Here is a 16920-nt window from a genome sequence, read left to right on the forward strand (position 1 = left end):
AAATAATTTTGTGATATTAAAAAAAAGTTTACATTTACCACATCTTATTAGATAGGTTCAATGCAACGTTTTACTTATTTCGAAAATAACTTTTGTTGGGAGATAAAAGGTTATTTTGTGTTTTGGAAACACAACGAAAAAATTAAGGTTTCTTCCTCTTCGTACAATTATTCATTACCACTGAATTTTCATAATCAGTCTGGTCATTGTCTTGCGTTAAGACTCTAACTATTCATTTTCTTTTTGGTCTAACAAATTCGCCTATAAGATAGGTGTATCATTTGTTTTTTAAAATTTTATTAATTTGAAAAAATCACAACATTTTGTTGTTGCTATTTTTTGAACAAACCTTGCTGTACCCAAAAAACAGCCAAACCAATAGATAATGAATACCAGATATAAAGATTTAATCGAACAAACTTTTGATTTTCCGCAAGAAGAATTTCATACTAAAAATGATAACTTATTTTTTCATAATATTGATATGATGGCTTTAGTAAAGCAATATGGTTCGCCATTAAAATTTACTTATTTGCCAAAAATATCAGAAAATATACATAGAGCAAAAAATTGGTTTCATAAAGCAATAGAAAAACACCAATATAAAGGAACTTATAATTACAGTTATTGTACTAAAAGTTCGCACTTTAAATATGTATTGGAAGAAGCTCTTAAAAATGATATTCACATAGAAACCTCATCGGCTTTTGATATTGATATTGTTAAAAAATTAAAGAAAGAAGGCAAGTTAAGTAACGATGCTTTTGTGTTATGTAATGGTTTTAAAAGAGATCAATATGTTACAAATATTGCGAATTTAATTGATTCAGGACACAAAAACTGTGTACCTATTATTGATAATTACGAAGAACTAAGTTTACTATTAAAAGAAACTAAAAGTAATTTTAAAGTAGGTGTTCGAATTGCTTCAGAAGAAGAACCAAAATTCGAATTTTACACCAGTCGTTTAGGAATTGGTTATAAAAACATTGTATCGTTTTATCAACGTGAAATTGCCAAAAATCCACAGGTAGAATTAAAAATGCTACATTTTTTTATCAATACAGGTATAAAAGACAATGCTTATTATTGGAACGAATTATTAAAATGTTTAAACGTTTATACAGCTTTAAAAAAAGTATGCCCAACATTAGATAGTTTAAATATAGGTGGAGGTTTTCCTATTAAAAATTCATTAGCATTTGAGTATGATTATGAATATATGGTTGATGAAATAATAAATCAGATAAACCTTACTTGTAAAGAAGCTGGAGTGGATGTTCCTAATATTTTTACCGAATTCGGAAGCTTTACCGTAGGAGAAGCTGGAGGTGCTGTCTATGAAATATTGTATCAGAAAAAACAAAACGACCGTGAAAAATGGAACATGATTAATTCCTCTTTCATTACCACTTTACCTGATGCTTGGGCGATTAACAAACGTTTTATTATGCTTCCTTTAAACAAATGGAATCATAAATATGAGCGTGTTTTATTAGGTGGTTTAACTTGTGATAGTGATGATTATTACAATTCGGAACAACGTGTAAACGGTATTTATCTACCTACTTATGAAAAAGAAAATCCATTATATATCGGTTTTTTTAACACAGGTGCTTATCAAGAAACTATTGGTGGTTTTGGCGGATTACAACATTGCTTAATTCCACATCCAAAACACGTGTTAATTTCAAAAGATATCAACGGAAATATAACAACTAAATTATTTAAAGAACAACAAAAAAGTGAAGCATTACTTGCTATTTTAGGATATGAAAAATAAAACAACATACGCAGGGATTCCTGAAAACTACGCAAAATTAGAAACAGCAAACATCGTTTTAATTCCTGTACCTTACGACGGTACAAGTACTTGGCAAAAAGGTGCCGATAAAGGACCAGAAGCATTTTTAAAAGCTTCTGAAAATATGGAATTATACGACATCGAAACTGATAGCGAAGTTTATAAAGAAGGAATTTATTTAGCCGATGCTGTACTTGAAAACGCATCACCAGAAAAAATGGTAGAAGCGGTTCACCAAACAACTAAAAAGTACATCAATAAAAATAAATTTGTAACTCTTTTTGGTGGAGAACACTCAATTTCTATTGGAACAATTAGAGCTTTTAATGAATGTTACAACAACTTAACAGTATTACATATTGATGCACATGCTGATTTACGTAAAGAATATCAAGGCTCATCATGCAATCATGCTTGTGCTGTTTACGAAGCTAGTCAAAATACCAATTTAGTACAAGTGGGTATAAGAAGTATGGACGCTTCAGAAAAAACAGCTATGAACATGGATAAAACTTTTTTTGCTCATGATATGGCTGTTAATGAATATTGGATGGAAGATGTTATCGATCAATTAACAAACAACGTGTTTATTACTTTTGATTTAGATGCCATAGACCCATCAATAATGCCAAGTACAGGTACTCCTGAACCTGGAGGATTGTTTTATTATGAAACACTAGAATTCTTGAAAAAAGTATTTACAGAGAAAAATGTTGTTGGTTTTGATATCGTAGAATTATGCCCTAATACAATTGATAAATCATCAGATTTTTTAGCTGCTAAATTGTACTATAAAATGTTGAGTTATAAATTTTCTTCAAATACAGATGAAGATACTACTGATTTTAATATCAAAAAAAATAACCAGCATACTGTACCTAAGTTTAAAAATAAATTAAACGAAGAGTTTTAAATGGATTTACAAGCCATCGCATATCATTTAGAAGAAAAAATTCAACTAAATGAAATTCGTAATCTGCTAACAGATTATACGTTAATTAAAAGAGAACATTCTTTTTTATTATACAAAATAAATGCTGACTCTTATTTATATATTAAGGATTACGGAAGTGTTGTTTTTATAAATTGTGATGCTATTTTAATTAAAAAAAACATTGATATTTTATCTAAAGGAAGTAAAAAAGTGGCACAACTACCTTCTGAAGATTATAAAATAATTTTTAATAATGAAATAGAAGTTGATTTTGGAAGCATCCAAATAAAAGAATTAAATGAAGATGTAGCACATATTATAATGCTGAATTTAGCGCAATCTGTGGCATTGATGAATTACGTAAATAAAACATCTGATTTACATGATAAAACATTAATCTATTCTAAGCAATTAGAACGTACAGGTAGTTTTAAATTAACTAAAACAAACATGAGAAAATTCATAGGTAGTACCATGAATTTAAAAAACAATATTACCGAGAATCTATATGTTTTTGATACTTCGGATTTAGCTTGGAGTAATAAAGATTTATCAACATTAGATTATAAATTAAAAGATGAATTAGATATTGTAAAAAGATATCAAGGAACACAAAATAGTTTAAACATCATTAAAGAAAACTTAGATCTTTTTAACGACATACTACAACATAAATACAGCAGTATGTTAGAGTGGATTATTATCATTTTAATCCTTTTTGAAATTATACAAGTTATTATTGAAAAATTCATATAAAAATGCAAAAACCAATTACAAATTTTATAGAAAAATATTTTTTACACTTTAACGCAGCATCTTTAGTCGATGCTGCCAAAGGGTATGAAACACAATTAGCTGAAGGAGCTAAAATGTTAGTTTCATTAGCTGGAGCAATGAGTACTGCCGAATTAGGTAAAATATTTGCAGAGATGATTCGCCAAGAAAAAGTACATATTATTTCGTGTACAGGTGCAAACCTAGAAGAAGATGTGATGAATTTAGTAGCACATTCTCACTACAAACGCATTCCTAATTATCGTGATTTAACCCCACAAGATGAATGGGATTTATTGTTAAAGGGTTTAAACAGAGTTACAGACACGTGTATCCCTGAAGATGAAGCTTTTAGAAGATTACAAAAACACATATTCAAAATTTGGAAAGATGCCGAAGATAATGATGAACGTTATTTTCCACGTGAATACATGTATAAATTATTACTTTCAGGCGTATTAGAAGAGTATTATGAAATCGATTTAAAAGATTCATGGATGTATGCTGCTGCCGAAAAAAACTTACCGATTGTTGTTCCTGGATGGGAAGATTCTACGATGGGTAATATTTTTGCTTCTTACGTAATGAAAGGAGATTTAAAAGCTAGTACGATGAAATCAGGTATCGAATACATGACTTTTTTAGCTGATTGGTATACTGATAATTCTGATAATGGTATCGGATTTTTTCAAATAGGTGGTGGTATTGCTGGTGATTTCCCTATTTGTGTAGTGCCAATGTTATATCAAGATATGGAAAGAGAAGACACACCTTTTTGGAGTTATTTCTGTCAAATTTCAGATTCAACAACAAGTTACGGTTCGTACTCTGGAGCTGTACCAAATGAAAAAATAACTTGGGGAAAATTAGATATTGATACACCTAAGTTTATTATTGAAAGTGATGCAACTATTGTTGCACCATTAATTTTTGCGTATCTTTTAGAAATGTAAATATGAAACGAGTAATTGTAGAATACAAAAAACTAACAACTGATATTTTAGATTTATTAATTGAAAAATATCCTGATGGTTACGATTATACTGATATTATTTCCTTTAAAAATACTAAAGGAGAAACTGTAAAAGCTGTAGAAGTTAAAACTGATGATACACTATATCTTGTAAAAATCAGTGCAATGTTAGAACAAACTATGGAAGATTATTCAGAAGATGAAGAATCATTTGAAGAGTTATAAAATAGCTCAATAAAAATTATGAATGCTAGTTATTTTCAAAAATAGTATCGAGAACTTTGTCGAGAAACTCAAATTCTCGATACTAATTTTAGTATTGTATAATTTATTAAAAAAAACACGTAATCAAATTGATTACGTGTTTTTTAATATATAATAGTAATTAGTATATTTTATTAAATAGTTTCTCCTAATTCTTTTAATTTAGAAGTGTTTTCTGCAAGCATTAACTCATCAATAATTTTCTGAATATCACCATTAATAATATTTGATAAATCATATAAAGTTAAACCAATTCTATGATCGGTCATACGTCCTTGTGGAAAGTTATAGGTTCTAATCTTTGCAGATCTATCACCAGAAGTAACCATCGTTCCACGTTTTAAAGCATCAGCAGCATTTTTCTTTGCTAACTCCATTTCGTATAAACGAGAACGTAATACTTTAAACGCTTTTTCTTTATTTTTATGTTGCGATTTCTGATCTTGACATTGCGCTACTAAACCAGTAGGAATATGTGTTAAACGAACCGCTGAATACGTTGTATTTACCGACTGCCCTCCAGGACCTGACGAACAGAAAAAGTCAATACGTACCTCTTTAGGGTTAATTTCTACATCAAATTCTTCAGCTTCAGGAAAAACCATACAAGTTGCTGCCGATGTATGTACACGACCTTGTGTTTCGGTTTGCGGTACACGTTGTACACGGTGTACACCTGCCTCAAATTTTAATGTTCCATAAACATCATCACCAGAAACTTCAAATTGAATTTCTTTAAAACCTCCGTTTGTTCCTTCAGAATAATCTACTGTTGATACTTTCCAGCCTCTACCTTCGCAATATTTAGTATACATTCTAAATAATTCACCTGCAAAAATACTTGCTTCATCTCCACCTGCTCCTGCTCTAAGTTCTACAACGGCATTTTTACCATCTTCAGGATCTTTCGGAATAAGCATAAACTTAATTTCATCTTCTAAAACAGGAATACGCTTTTTAGCGTCATCCATTTCCATTTTAGCCATTTCCGTCATTTCAGCATCACTACCGTCAGCTATAATTTCTTTAGCTTCTTCAATTGAATCGGTTAGGCTTTTATACTCTTCACCTTTCTTTACAACTTTACCTAAATCTTTATATTCTTTACTTAACTTAACGTAACGTTTTTGATCCATTATAACTTCTGGTTGGATAATTAAATCCGAAATTTCGTCATAACGTTGCTTTATAATTCTTAATTTGTCTAACATCTTCTAGCTTTTCTGGTTTGCGAATTTACGGATTTTTATCGGAATTATTTTTAAAATATGTTCAAATAAAAAAACGTATATCAATGCTATTACAGCATTGATATACGTTTTTTTAATATATTAAAATAAGTTTATAATTTCATATCGGTACTTTCAAAAATTTTATCTGCAGAACCTGCAATAAAACCAGAATATAATTCACCGTTTTTCATAGCATGACGAAAAGCAAACTCATAATAACAAGAAGTAATTTCTTTTGTAACTTCCTTAAAAGTTACAGGAATTCTATCAGCTAAAACACTTGATTGCTCTAAAAACACCGCTGGAGTTCCTTTTATTTCTCCACCAGAAGTATTCATTTTAAAGCCTTTTTCTTTTAAAAATTCGTTTACTTCTTGTAACGATTTAAAAGTATCTAGTTTATTTACATCTACCGTAAAGTGATTTGAACAAAATCCGTTTACATATAACCATGCTGCATATTCAGTTTCTGCTTGTAATTTTTCATAAACTTCAAAAGAAGGTTGTTCCCATAAACGACCTTTAAAAACTAATTCGGCAGGATTTAAATCTTCTTCTGATAATCCATCGATTAAACGTTTTACAGTTGCTTGTAATTCTTCAGAAAATTCTTTTGTCTTTAGCTGACTAATAAATACACGTGGAGCATTTTTATCAGTTTTATGCTCGTAATGTTTTGCATATAATTTTTTAGCTTCAAAAGTGTAATCACCACATTCTTGGTAACCAGCTTCTAAAAATGGCGTTGCTAATACTTCAATATTTACACGCTCATCATCAAAAGTTCTAAAAGCAACATGATCATTATAAACCGCATTACCTTTATCTGTAAATAAATTTTTAATTTTTTGTGCAGAAGGAGTACGTTCTGTGTACTCTTTCCATAACTTTTCAAATATTTGTGCTGTTGTCATATTTTGATAATTTTACTACAAATTAAATCATATTCCTTTTAATAAAAGTTAAAAATGATTAATTTTACACATCAACAAGTTATTTTATGGTAAAACACAACAATTTTAAAGTTTTAAAAACCAAAATAACATTTTTTTAATCAAAAAACAGAAAATGAATAATCAATTTGATTATATCGATAAACAAATACTTTTAAAACTACGTTCAGATGCTAGAAAAGCTTACTCGCAAATAGCAGAAGAACTAAATGTTTCGAACTCTTTAATTCATCAACGGATAAAAAAACTCACTACTGAGGGCGTTATAAAAAATGCTGAATTTATTTTAGATGAAAAAATGTTAGGCTACAAAACCAAATCATATACAGGTATTCGGTTACGAGAAGCACGTTTTGCTAAAGATGTAATGAAAGAACTAGAAAAAATACCCGAAATTACCGAATGTAACTTTGTATCGGGTAATTATGCTATTTTTATTCTGATTTACGCCAGAGATAACGAACATTTACAAAAGGTTTTATACGATAATGTACATTTGATAAACGGTGTTGCAGGTACCGATACTTTTATTTGTTTTGACACTTGCTTTAAAAGAAATATTCCTATTGAATAACTAAAAGATGACAGAAAAAATACTATTATTAAATTTAGATAAAAGCTTAAAAGGTCAATTATTTTTTGATGATTTACATAAAACCTTATATGCTACGGATGCCTCTGTATATCGAAAAATTCCGTTAGCAGTTGCCTATCCGAAGGATTCAGAAGATATTAAAATACTAATTGATTTTGCTACCAAAAATAAAGTTACATTAATTCCTAGAACTGCGGGAACTTCATTAGCAGGGCAATGTGTTGGCGATGGAATTGTGGTCGATGTTTCGAAACATTTTACCAATATATTGGCTTTTGATGAAAAAAATAAAACAATTACCGTACAACCTGGAATTATTCGTGATGATTTAAACCGATTTTTAAAACCTTACGGATTATTTTTTGGTCCGAATACCTCAACCTCTAATCGCTGTATGATTGGTGGAATGGTTGGAAATAATTCATCAGGAAGTACTTCAATTCGCTACGGAGTTACTCGTGATAAAGTAATTACTATCGAAGGAATTTTAGCTGATGGAAGCGATGTTATTTTTTCAGAAATTACTTCGCAAGAGTTTCATCAGAAAAAAATAAATCAAACTTTAGAAGGAACTATTTATAAAACTATTTACAACGAACTTTCTCAAGAAGCAATTCAAAAAGAAATTATAAATGAATTTCCAAAGCCAGAAATCCACAGAAGAAATACAGGATACGCTGTTGATGAATTTTTAAAATCCGATTTATTTGGAGGAAATGAAACAACTATAAATCCTGCAAAATTTTTATCAGGAAGCGAAGGAACTTTAGTTTTTTCGACAGAAATCACCATACAATTAAACGACTTACCTCCTACTTTTAGTATTATGGTTTGTCCACATTTTACAAGTATCAACCAAAGTTTAAAAGCTACGGTTACCGCAATGAAACACAAATTGTATGCCTGTGAATTAATGGATAAAGTTATTTTAGATTGTACCAAAAATAACAGAGAACAAGCTAAAAACCGATTCTTTTTACAAGATGATCCTGAAGCTGTTTTAATGTTAGAAGTTTCTTCGGATACTTTAGAAGATGCAGAAATTCAAGCTGATAAATTAATTGAAGATTTAAAATCGAATAATTTCGGGCATCATTACCCTAAAGTTTATGGCGATGATATAGCAAAAGTACATCACTTACGAAAAGCAGGTTTAGGCTTATTAGGAAATATTGTTGGCGATATGAAAGCCGTTGCTTGTATTGAAGATACAGCCGTTGCTTTGGAAGATTTACCAGAATATATTGAAGAATTCACTCAAATTATGGATAAGTATCAGCAAGATGCCGTTTATTATGCACATGCTGGTGCTGGAGAATTACATTTACGCCCTATTTTAAATCTGAAGAAACAGGAAGATGTTGTTTTATTCCGAAAAATAACCACAGAAACTGCCGAGCTTGTAAAAAAATATAAAGGCTCGTTTAGTGGTGAACATGGCGATGGAATTGTTCGTGCCGAATTTATTCCGTTAATGATTGGTGATAAAAATTATCAATTATTAAGAAGGATAAAAAAAGCTTTTGATCCGCAGAATGTTTTTAATCAAGGAAAAATTACCGACGCTTTTCCGATGGATAAAAATTTACGCTATGAAATTGACAGAAAAGAACCTGTTATAAAAACATTGCAAGATTTTTCTGAAAGCGAAGGAATTTTAAAATTAGCTGAAAAATGTAATGGCTCGGGAGATTGTAGAAAATCACCTGAAGCAGGTGGAACATTATGCCCAAGTTATAGAGCCACTAGAAATGAGAAAGAAACCACTCGTGCAAGAGCAAATATGTTACGAGAAGTTTTAACAAATAATACTGCTGAAAATAAATTCGATTCTAAAGAATTAAAAGAAGTTTTAGATTTATGTTTAAGTTGTAAAGCTTGTGCCACAGAATGCCCAAGTAATGTTGATATCGCTTCGATGAAAGCCGAATTTTTATATCAATATCAAGAAACAAATGGTTATTCTTTTAGAAGTACTTTGTTTGCCAATAATGCAAAATATAATAAACTAGGAAGTAAAATTCCTGTTATCACAAACTTTTTAACCAACACTTTATTAGCTAAAAAAATAATGGGCGTTGCTACAGAACGAACTGTTCCGAAGTTAGCAAAACAACCTTTATCTGTTTGGTTAAAAAAACATCTATCAACAAAATCTAAAAAAGCAGTTTATTTATTTAACGATGAATTCACTAATTTTTATGATGCTGAAATTGGTAAAGACGCTGTTATTTTATTAGAAAAACTAGGATACGAAGTTAAAAACATAGCACACGAAGAAAGCGGAAGAAGTCATATTTCTAAAGGATTTTTAAACGAAGCAAAAACGCTGGCTAATAAAAATGTAGCTATTTTTAAAGATTTAATATCTGAAGAAACTCCATTAATAGGAATAGAACCTTCGGCAATTTTAACTTTTAGAGATGAATATATTCGTTTAGCTGATGATAAAATATCTGCTAAAAAAATCGCTAAAAATGTATTTACTTTTGAAGAGTTTTTAGCTGCTGAACATCAAAAAGAAAATATAGATACAGCGTTATTTACAAAAGAAACTAAAACGCTTAAAATTCATGGGCATTGCCATCAAAAAGCATTGTCATCAACTCATTCTAGTTTTTCAATTTTAAATATTCCTGAAAACTATAAAGTTACCATTATGAATACAGGTTGTTGTGGAATGGCGGGTTCTTTTGGTTATGAAAAAGAACATTACAAAGTAAGTATGCAAGTTGGTGAAGACACGTTATTTCCTAAAATTAGAAACTGTGCTACAGATACCGAAATTGTAGCTGCGGGTACAAGTTGTCGTCATCAAATTTATGATGGAACAAAACGTATTGCTAAACATCCTGTTACTATCCTAAAAGAAGCGCTATCATAAAATATTGATTATAAGGTTATTATTTCGTATATTAAGGACTTAACTTTAAAAAACATATTATGAATAGTAACAAAATAATTATAAATAATGCTATATTAATTTTCGCAGGAATTGCTATCTTTTTTTTACTAATGAAAGTTTTAGGACTTGATAAAATTTCTGAACTACGATTTTTAAATTTTGGTTTTATTCTTTGGGGAATAAATAACGCTATACGAACGAATATGAATAAAAATAAAGAATCCTTATATATTAATAACTTTTCTGTAGGAATAGGGACTTCAATAATGGCTGTTGGGTTGTCTATTGTTGGAATAATTATTTATGTAGATTTTATAGACCCAAGTTTTATGTCAGTATTGGAAAACTCTGCATTTTGGGGACAAAATTTAAGTTTAGGTTTGGTTGTTTTTGCTTTAGCTATTGAAGGAATTGCCTCTTCGGTTATTTGTTCGTTTATCTTAATGCAATATTATAAAAATTACAAAATAAGTGTAAATATTGCTTAATATTTTCATCAAAATTTATTAAAAAACAAAAAGCCTTCGATTAAAAATCGAAGGCTTTTTTATGATACATTATTCTTTTAATGTATTATGGCTGAATTACCTGTTCTTCAGCTAATAATCCAAAAAACTTATCTAAGTTTGGTAAGATAATAATTTTTGTTCTTCTATTTCTTGCTCTATTAGCACTTGTAGAATTGTCTACTAATGGTAAAGAAGAACCTCTACCTGAAGCTATTAATCTACTTGAATCAATACCAAATTTATTTTCTAAAACACGTACTATTGAAGTAGCTCTTTTTACACTTAAATCCCAATTATCTTGTAATACTTGAGTGTGTATTTTTCTTGAATCAGTATGACCTTCAATCATAACATCCATACTTGGTTCAGATTTAATAATATCTGCTAATTTTTTAAGCGTACTATATGCTTTGCTATTTACATTATAACTTCCTGTTTTAAATAACATTTTATCTGAAATAGAAATCATTACTACTGTTTTATCAATATTTACATTAATATCATCAGAATTTTCTAAATCAGTAACATCTATAGATTTTTTAAGCTGATAAGAAACTGCTAAATTCATAGAGTCTTTTAACGTTTTAGCATTTGCTAATTTAGTAGCATCAACATTCGCTAAAGTTTTACGCATTTTGACTTTCATCGCATTAGATATTACAGCTCCTTCAACCATATCTAATTTAACATCATTTTCTTTTTGTAAACCTGAATTAATACCTTTTAAAGAATTAATTTTAGCATTATAACGATCAACTCTTTGCTCTATTTTAGCAAATTTTGCTGATAATTGTTCTTTTTCGAAAGTTGTTTGTTTAAACTGATTTTCTAATTCAACATACTTTTTTTTAGAAACACACGATGTTGATAATATTACAACTGCAACTAATAGGGAAACTTTTTTCATTATTTATTTATACTTAATTAATTAGATTAATGCTAAACTTAACTATATAAAACTTAGTGTATATAATTAGTTATTCTTTTGATAAAAACACCTCAGCCATCATACAACGGGCACTTCCACCACCACAGGTTTCAATAGTTTCTAGTGATGAATGAATGATTTTATTATGTTTATTTATTTTTTGTAATTGGTCATTTGTTAACGAGTTATAAGCAGATGAACTCATAATTAAAAAACGTTCATCATTAGCACCTTTTACTTGTAGCATATTTCCAGCAAATTGTACTACTTGTTTTTCAGTAACAGCAATAACTTCTTTACCACTTGTTTTTAAATGTTTTACAACCGATTTTTTTTCTTTTTTATCGTCTATTGCTTCTAAACAAAGAATAGCAAATGTTTCAGCAACACACATCATTACATTGGTGTGATAAATAGCGGCTACTTCACCATTTACTGTTTGATTTGCTGTAAAAATTACGGGTGTATATTCAAAATCTTCACAAAATTCAATAAACAATTCTTCGTCAGCTCTTGGTGATAAAGCACAATATGCTTTTCTATTGGTACGATCTAAAATCATACTTCCTGTACCTTCTAAAAAAACACCTTCTTCTTCGGCATCAGAATAATCAATAATACTATTTATTTTAAATCCTTTTTCTTCTAAAACAGCCAATACATCTTCTCGCTTTTCTAAACGTCTGTTTTCAGCAAACATCGGATAAATAGCAACATCACCATTTTCATTAAAAGAAATCCAATTATTAGGAAACAATGCATCTGGAGTATCTGGTTTTTTGGTATCCTCAACAACAATAACATGAACTCCTATCGCTTTTAACTTTATTACAAAAGCATCAAATTCTTGTTGTGCTTTTGCATTAATAGTAGCGGGTAACATGTTTGCTAATTCTTGCTGATAATGATTATTTACAGCCGTTTGTTCGTTCATTCTAAAACTAGCGGGACGCACCATTAAAATGGTATTAGTCGTTTGTTCCATACTCTTAAATATTAAATGTAATTGTTTTTTTGATATCGGTTATTGAAGTATTATTCTTGTTTTTTACTGATGATATCAGCTAAGTAACTAGCATCTTTAGAAACACCTCCTAAAGTTGCAGAACCACGTGTAAACATCCAAGGCAAACCTATAAAATATAAACCATCTATATTACTAACACCTCTATAATTTTTTGGATATCCATCTCCATCTAATTCCAAACCTTCAATCCAGTTAAAATTAGGACGATATCCTGTTGCCCAAACAATATTTTTGATGGTACTAATGGTTTTATTCTCAAAAATGATGTCTGTTTTTAATGCATCTTTTGTTCTTCCTTGCACAATTACATTTTTTCGAGAAAGTATTTCTTTCACATCTGTTCCAATAACTGGCTGTATCGATGAGTTTATTTTTTTACCTATCCAACTATATTTACTGTAACTTAAAAAACCAATCAATGTAAACCACCACCAAAGTGTTTTTCCTAAAAATTGCTGTGGTAAGGATTTTACGTTTGTATTTCCTGAAAAATAAACAGTTCGATTACCATCTTTTGATAATTCATTTAAAATTTGATACCCAGAATCTCCTCCTCCAACAACTAAAGCATCTCCATTTTGTAACTGACTTTCATTTTTATAAAAATTACTGTGCATTTGTAAAACACTTTCAGATAATTTTGTGTGACAAGGAGGTGTATAAGGAATATGAAAAGGACCTGTAGCAATAATTACATTTTTAGTTTCAATTTCGCCACCTTTATAAGTTACGTAAAAACCGTTTTCGTTTTTTCTTACAGATGTTACTAAAGTATCTAATTGTACAGGAATTTTAAATTCAGAAACATAGTTTTTAAAGTAATTACTAACTTCTACTTTTGTTGGATAATGTCCTTTTGGAGCATCAAATTTTAAACCTGGTAAATGATTGTATTCTGTTGGTGTAAATAATTTTAAAGAATCCCATCTATTTAACCAAGAAGCACCAATTTCTTTTTCGCCATCAATAACTATAAACTTTTTATCCATTTGTTTTAAATGGTATGCCATCGATAATCCTGCTTGAGCCCCTCCAATAACTACATAATCTAACATCTCTTTTCTTTTTATTATTTACCTTTCAAAGGTAGACAAAATAACAGGCATCACTTTACCCTAAAAAAAAGGTTTCCTTAAACTTATTGTTAATTTCTAAAGGATTATTTGTTTTTTTATGATAATTAACTCAAGATAAAAAATGATACTAATTTTTGATATAGACTTGATAAAAATACCTAGCCCCGATTGAAGCAATTGTTTGAGCTCTTTTTTGTTTTTTTCAAACAAAAAAAGCGAGTGCGGAAAGCGGGAAATAGCTTCAAATAATTATCAAAAAAAAGCTCGAAATATTAATTTTCGAACTTTTTTGTATTTTAAAATTGAATAACTCTTAAGAAAAAATTTCGTTTAATAATTTAGCTAAACGCAATCCTCCTTTTTGTAATTGTTCTCTTACCACAGGAAAATAATCGTACGAATAACGGTAACTTAATTTATCGCCCGATTTTACCGAACCATATACTTTTTTGGTAAGTTTATGCGTATCTTTCATCCAATCAATTACATCACCATTTTGAAGCGCTTTAATTTGTTCTTTTGATAAATCCTTTGCGTTATCAGCTAATTCAAGATAGCTCATATCCCATTTATTTATTAAACCGCTATCCCAAACTCTGTGTAAATTAGAGCCTTTACCGTGCCATTTTACCTGTATTGAATTACCTCCTTTATCTTCTTTTTGCCCAATATGCATTGGCTGATGTAAATCGCCCATTAAATGTACCAACATTTTTAAATAAAAACGCTTGTCTTCAATAGTACTTTTATCATCTTTTAAAATGGTTACACATTCTTTAATTCCTGTAATTAAATCTCCCTTCGGATTTTTAGCTACCTCGCTGTATTTTCCATCCAAAGGCATATTTACATAATGCCAAGTGTAAAACTTTCCGAATTTTTTTCTGTCAGATTTTATTTCATCTGCATACGTAGATACAAACGCTAAACTTTCGCCTTGTAATAATTTATCAATTTGTCGTTTTGCTTTTTTTGTTAAATTGTTTTCAGCAATTTTACCTGTAGCCCTATGCCCTGTTGGACCCCAAAAATCTTCATTATTTGCAATAGTTGATGCACTTATTAAAAAAGCACAAAACAGTAATAACACCTTGGTTTTCATAAATAAATTTAGATTAATTTTTAACAAAAATATGCAATTATTTACATCAACATTTGGATTTAACAAAAAATTAAACATATATTTACGATATCAAATTGATATCAATTTAAATTAAAAAAAATGCAAAAAGAAAAAATCATCAATCCAACCAACGGTTATTTAATGTTCGGTATCGTGTTATTGCTATTAATTAGTGGAATTGTATTGTCCGTACTCAATGAAAATATTGCTTTTATATTACTATCGGTATTTAGTTTTATATTATCACTTGGTTTTATTCTTGTAAATCCAAACTCGTCAAAAGTGTTATTATTTTTCGGTAAATATGTAGGAACAGTAAAAAAGAACGGTTTATTTTGGGCAAATCCGCTATATAAAAAGAAAACAATTTCGTTACGAGCTAGTAATTTTGATAGTGAACGCTTAAAAGTAAATGATAAATTAGGAAATCCTGTAATGATTTCAACCATTTTAGTTTGGAGAGTTACCGAAACCTATAAAGCAGCTTTTGATGTTGATAATTACGAAAACTTTGTACGTGTACAAACAGATGCTGCGGTTCGTAAACTTGCAAGTATGTATCCGTACGATAATTTTGCTGATGAAGGATATGAAGAAGATATTACACTACGGTCAAGCGTAAACGAAGTCAGCGAAGCTTTAGAAAAAGAAGTTGAAGAACGTTTATCTATTGCAGGTATCGAGGTTTTAGAAGCACGTATTGGTTATTTAGCTTATGCACAAGAAATTGCAAGTGCTATGCTAAAACGTCAGCAAGCAACGGCTATTGTTGCTGCTCGTCATAAAATTGTACAAGGTGCAGTAGAAATGGTTGAAATGGCTTTAGAAGAATTAAATAAAAGACAAATTGTAGATTTAGATGATGAACGAAAAGCTGCAATGGTTAGTAATTTATTAGTCATTTTATGTGGTGATAAAGAAGCTTCTCCTGTTGTAAACACTGGTACTTTAAGTCATTAAATTTTAAAAAATTATGAAAGTATTTATAGAAAAACAAAAATTCACACAATGGTGGCTTCATTTATTAATTACATTAAGTTCAATTATAGCTATTTTACTAATTAGTAAAGACTGGATAAATACTGTTGATAAAAGTATTACAGCAAATAGCTCTTCTTTGGTTGGTATTATTTCAATAATAGCCCTTCACTTTTTAATTTATACCGCTTGTCTTAAAACTAAAATAAATGATATTGGTATCTCATATAAATTTATACCATTTCATTTTACTGAAAGAAAAATTTTATGGAAAGATATTGATGAAATTTATATCAGAAAATACAATCCTATTTTAGAGTACGGAGGTTGGGGATTACGTTTTACTTTCAATAAAAATAAAGGAAATGCTTTAAATATTTCTGGTGATATTGGCATTCAAATTGTTTTAAAAAACGGAAAAAAACTACTAATAGGAACTCAAAAAGAAGATGATATTACACGAGTTTTAAATAATTATCAAAAAAAATAGCGCGTGATTACAGTTATTACACTAATAATAGTCGGTATTTTTAATATTATCATTTATTTTGCAAAAAAATAACGATGGCAAAAAAGAAAGCATTCGCACTTCGTATAAATGAGGACATGATTAAGGCTATTGAAAAATGGGCTGCTGACGAATTTCGTTCTACAAACGGACAAATTGAATGGATGTTAATGCAAACACTCAAACAAGCCAAACGTGAACCTAATAAAAACGAAGAATAACAAATCTAACTATTAAAAGATGGTTACATACTTATTTTAATTTTAGTATTTTTGATTTAAAATTTAGTAAAACTAAATCTCCTACAAACCAATGTAGGAGATTTTAATTTTTAAAA

17 protein-coding genes are annotated in these 16920 nt (G+C 29.4%); 11 read left to right on the forward strand and 6 right to left on the reverse strand.

The annotated features are described in order from the left end of the window. Positions 1-385: 385 nt before the first annotated feature. From PG913_RS09390 to PG913_RS09410, 5 genes are read left to right on the forward strand one after another with little or no spacing between them, the layout of a single operon-like run. Positions 386-1783, forward strand: coding sequence for an arginine decarboxylase (locus PG913_RS09390; protein WP_271230480.1), 1398 nt, complete (start codon positions 386-388; stop codon positions 1781-1783). Continuing rightward, complete coding sequence (gene speB / locus PG913_RS09395; RefSeq protein WP_271230481.1) at positions 1773-2717, forward strand: agmatinase; 945 nt, start codon at positions 1773-1775, stop codon at positions 2715-2717. Before PG913_RS09390 ends, speB begins: the two co-directional genes overlap by 11 nt. Further along, a complete protein-coding gene (locus tag PG913_RS09400; protein ID WP_271230482.1) occupies positions 2718-3494 on the forward strand; it encodes an RMD1 family protein in 777 nt (258 codons plus the stop codon). It abuts the gene before it with no gap. 2 nt (positions 3495-3496) lie between these two features. Beyond that, positions 3497-4465, forward strand: coding sequence for a deoxyhypusine synthase family protein (locus PG913_RS09405; protein WP_271230483.1), 969 nt, complete (start codon positions 3497-3499; stop codon positions 4463-4465). Between the two features lie 2 nt (positions 4466-4467). Beyond that, complete coding sequence (locus PG913_RS09410; RefSeq protein WP_271230484.1) at positions 4468-4710, forward strand: hypothetical protein; 243 nt, start codon at positions 4468-4470, stop codon at positions 4708-4710. A gap of 173 nt (positions 4711-4883) precedes the next feature. On the opposite strand, the gene prfA is transcribed toward PG913_RS09410, so the two are convergent. Both prfA and PG913_RS09420 read right to left on the reverse strand, forming a co-directional pair. Continuing rightward, positions 4884-5960, reverse strand: coding sequence for a peptide chain release factor 1 (prfA, locus tag PG913_RS09415; RefSeq protein WP_271230485.1), 1077 nt, complete (start codon positions 5958-5960; stop codon positions 4884-4886). 131 nt (positions 5961-6091) lie between these two features. Then, a complete protein-coding gene (locus PG913_RS09420) occupies positions 6092-6895 on the reverse strand; it encodes a DUF1338 domain-containing protein (protein WP_271230486.1) in 804 nt (267 codons plus the stop codon). 154 nt (positions 6896-7049) lie between these two features. Here PG913_RS09420 and PG913_RS09425 point away from each other — a divergent pair, with 154 nt between their 5' ends. The 3 genes from PG913_RS09425 to PG913_RS09435 are packed head-to-tail and all read left to right on the forward strand — an operon-like array spanning position 7050 to position 10922. Next, positions 7050-7508 carry an Lrp/AsnC family transcriptional regulator gene (locus tag PG913_RS09425; protein WP_271230487.1) on the forward strand — a complete coding sequence of 153 codons (459 nt, stop codon included), beginning with the start codon at positions 7050-7052 and terminating at the stop codon, positions 7506-7508. 7 nt (positions 7509-7515) lie between these two features. After that, entirely contained in the window at positions 7516-10413 is a 2898-nt protein-coding gene (locus tag PG913_RS09430) for an FAD-binding and (Fe-S)-binding domain-containing protein (protein ID WP_271230488.1), read from the forward strand. 59 nt (positions 10414-10472) lie between these two features. Then, on the forward strand, positions 10473-10922 hold the full coding sequence (locus PG913_RS09435) for a hypothetical protein (RefSeq protein WP_271230489.1): 450 nt from the start codon (positions 10473-10475) through the stop codon (positions 10920-10922). Positions 10923-11007: 85 nt separating this feature from the next. On the opposite strand, the gene PG913_RS09440 is transcribed toward PG913_RS09435, so the two are convergent. The 4 genes from PG913_RS09440 to PG913_RS09455 form a co-directional block, all read right to left on the reverse strand. Then, the gene (locus PG913_RS09440) at positions 11008-11850 is read right to left on the reverse strand and encodes an OmpA/MotB family protein (RefSeq protein WP_271230490.1); all 843 of its coding nucleotides are present in this window, start codon (positions 11848-11850) and stop codon (positions 11008-11010) included. Between the two features lie 70 nt (positions 11851-11920). After that, a complete protein-coding gene (gene ctlX, locus PG913_RS09445) occupies positions 11921-12856 on the reverse strand; it encodes a citrulline utilization hydrolase CtlX (protein ID WP_271230491.1) in 936 nt (311 codons plus the stop codon). Positions 12857-12906: 50 nt separating this feature from the next. Next, a complete protein-coding gene (locus PG913_RS09450) occupies positions 12907-13953 on the reverse strand; it encodes a flavin-containing monooxygenase (protein ID WP_271230492.1) in 1047 nt (348 codons plus the stop codon). A 334-nt stretch (positions 13954-14287) separates the two neighbouring features. Further along, a complete protein-coding gene (locus PG913_RS09455; protein ID WP_271230493.1) occupies positions 14288-15076 on the reverse strand; it encodes a S1/P1 nuclease in 789 nt (262 codons plus the stop codon). Between the two features lie 120 nt (positions 15077-15196). Here PG913_RS09455 and PG913_RS09460 point away from each other — a divergent pair, with 120 nt between their 5' ends. From PG913_RS09460 to PG913_RS09470, 3 genes are all read left to right on the forward strand, one after another. After that, positions 15197-16057: an SPFH domain-containing protein gene (locus PG913_RS09460; protein ID WP_271230494.1), complete on the forward strand. Its 861-nt coding sequence runs from the start codon at positions 15197-15199 to the stop codon at positions 16055-16057. 13 nt (positions 16058-16070) lie between these two features. After that, the gene (locus PG913_RS09465) at positions 16071-16565 is read left to right on the forward strand and encodes a hypothetical protein (protein WP_271230495.1); all 495 of its coding nucleotides are present in this window, start codon (positions 16071-16073) and stop codon (positions 16563-16565) included. 74 nt (positions 16566-16639) lie between these two features. Continuing rightward, positions 16640-16804 (forward strand): Arc family DNA binding domain-containing protein, encoded by a 165-nt coding sequence (locus PG913_RS09470; protein WP_271230496.1) that lies wholly within the window; start codon positions 16640-16642, stop codon positions 16802-16804. Positions 16805-16920: the final 116 nt, after the last annotated feature.

This window comes from Tenacibaculum pacificus, from assembly GCF_027941775.1.
Taxonomy (GTDB): domain Bacteria; phylum Bacteroidota; class Bacteroidia; order Flavobacteriales; family Flavobacteriaceae; genus Polaribacter; species Polaribacter pacificus_A.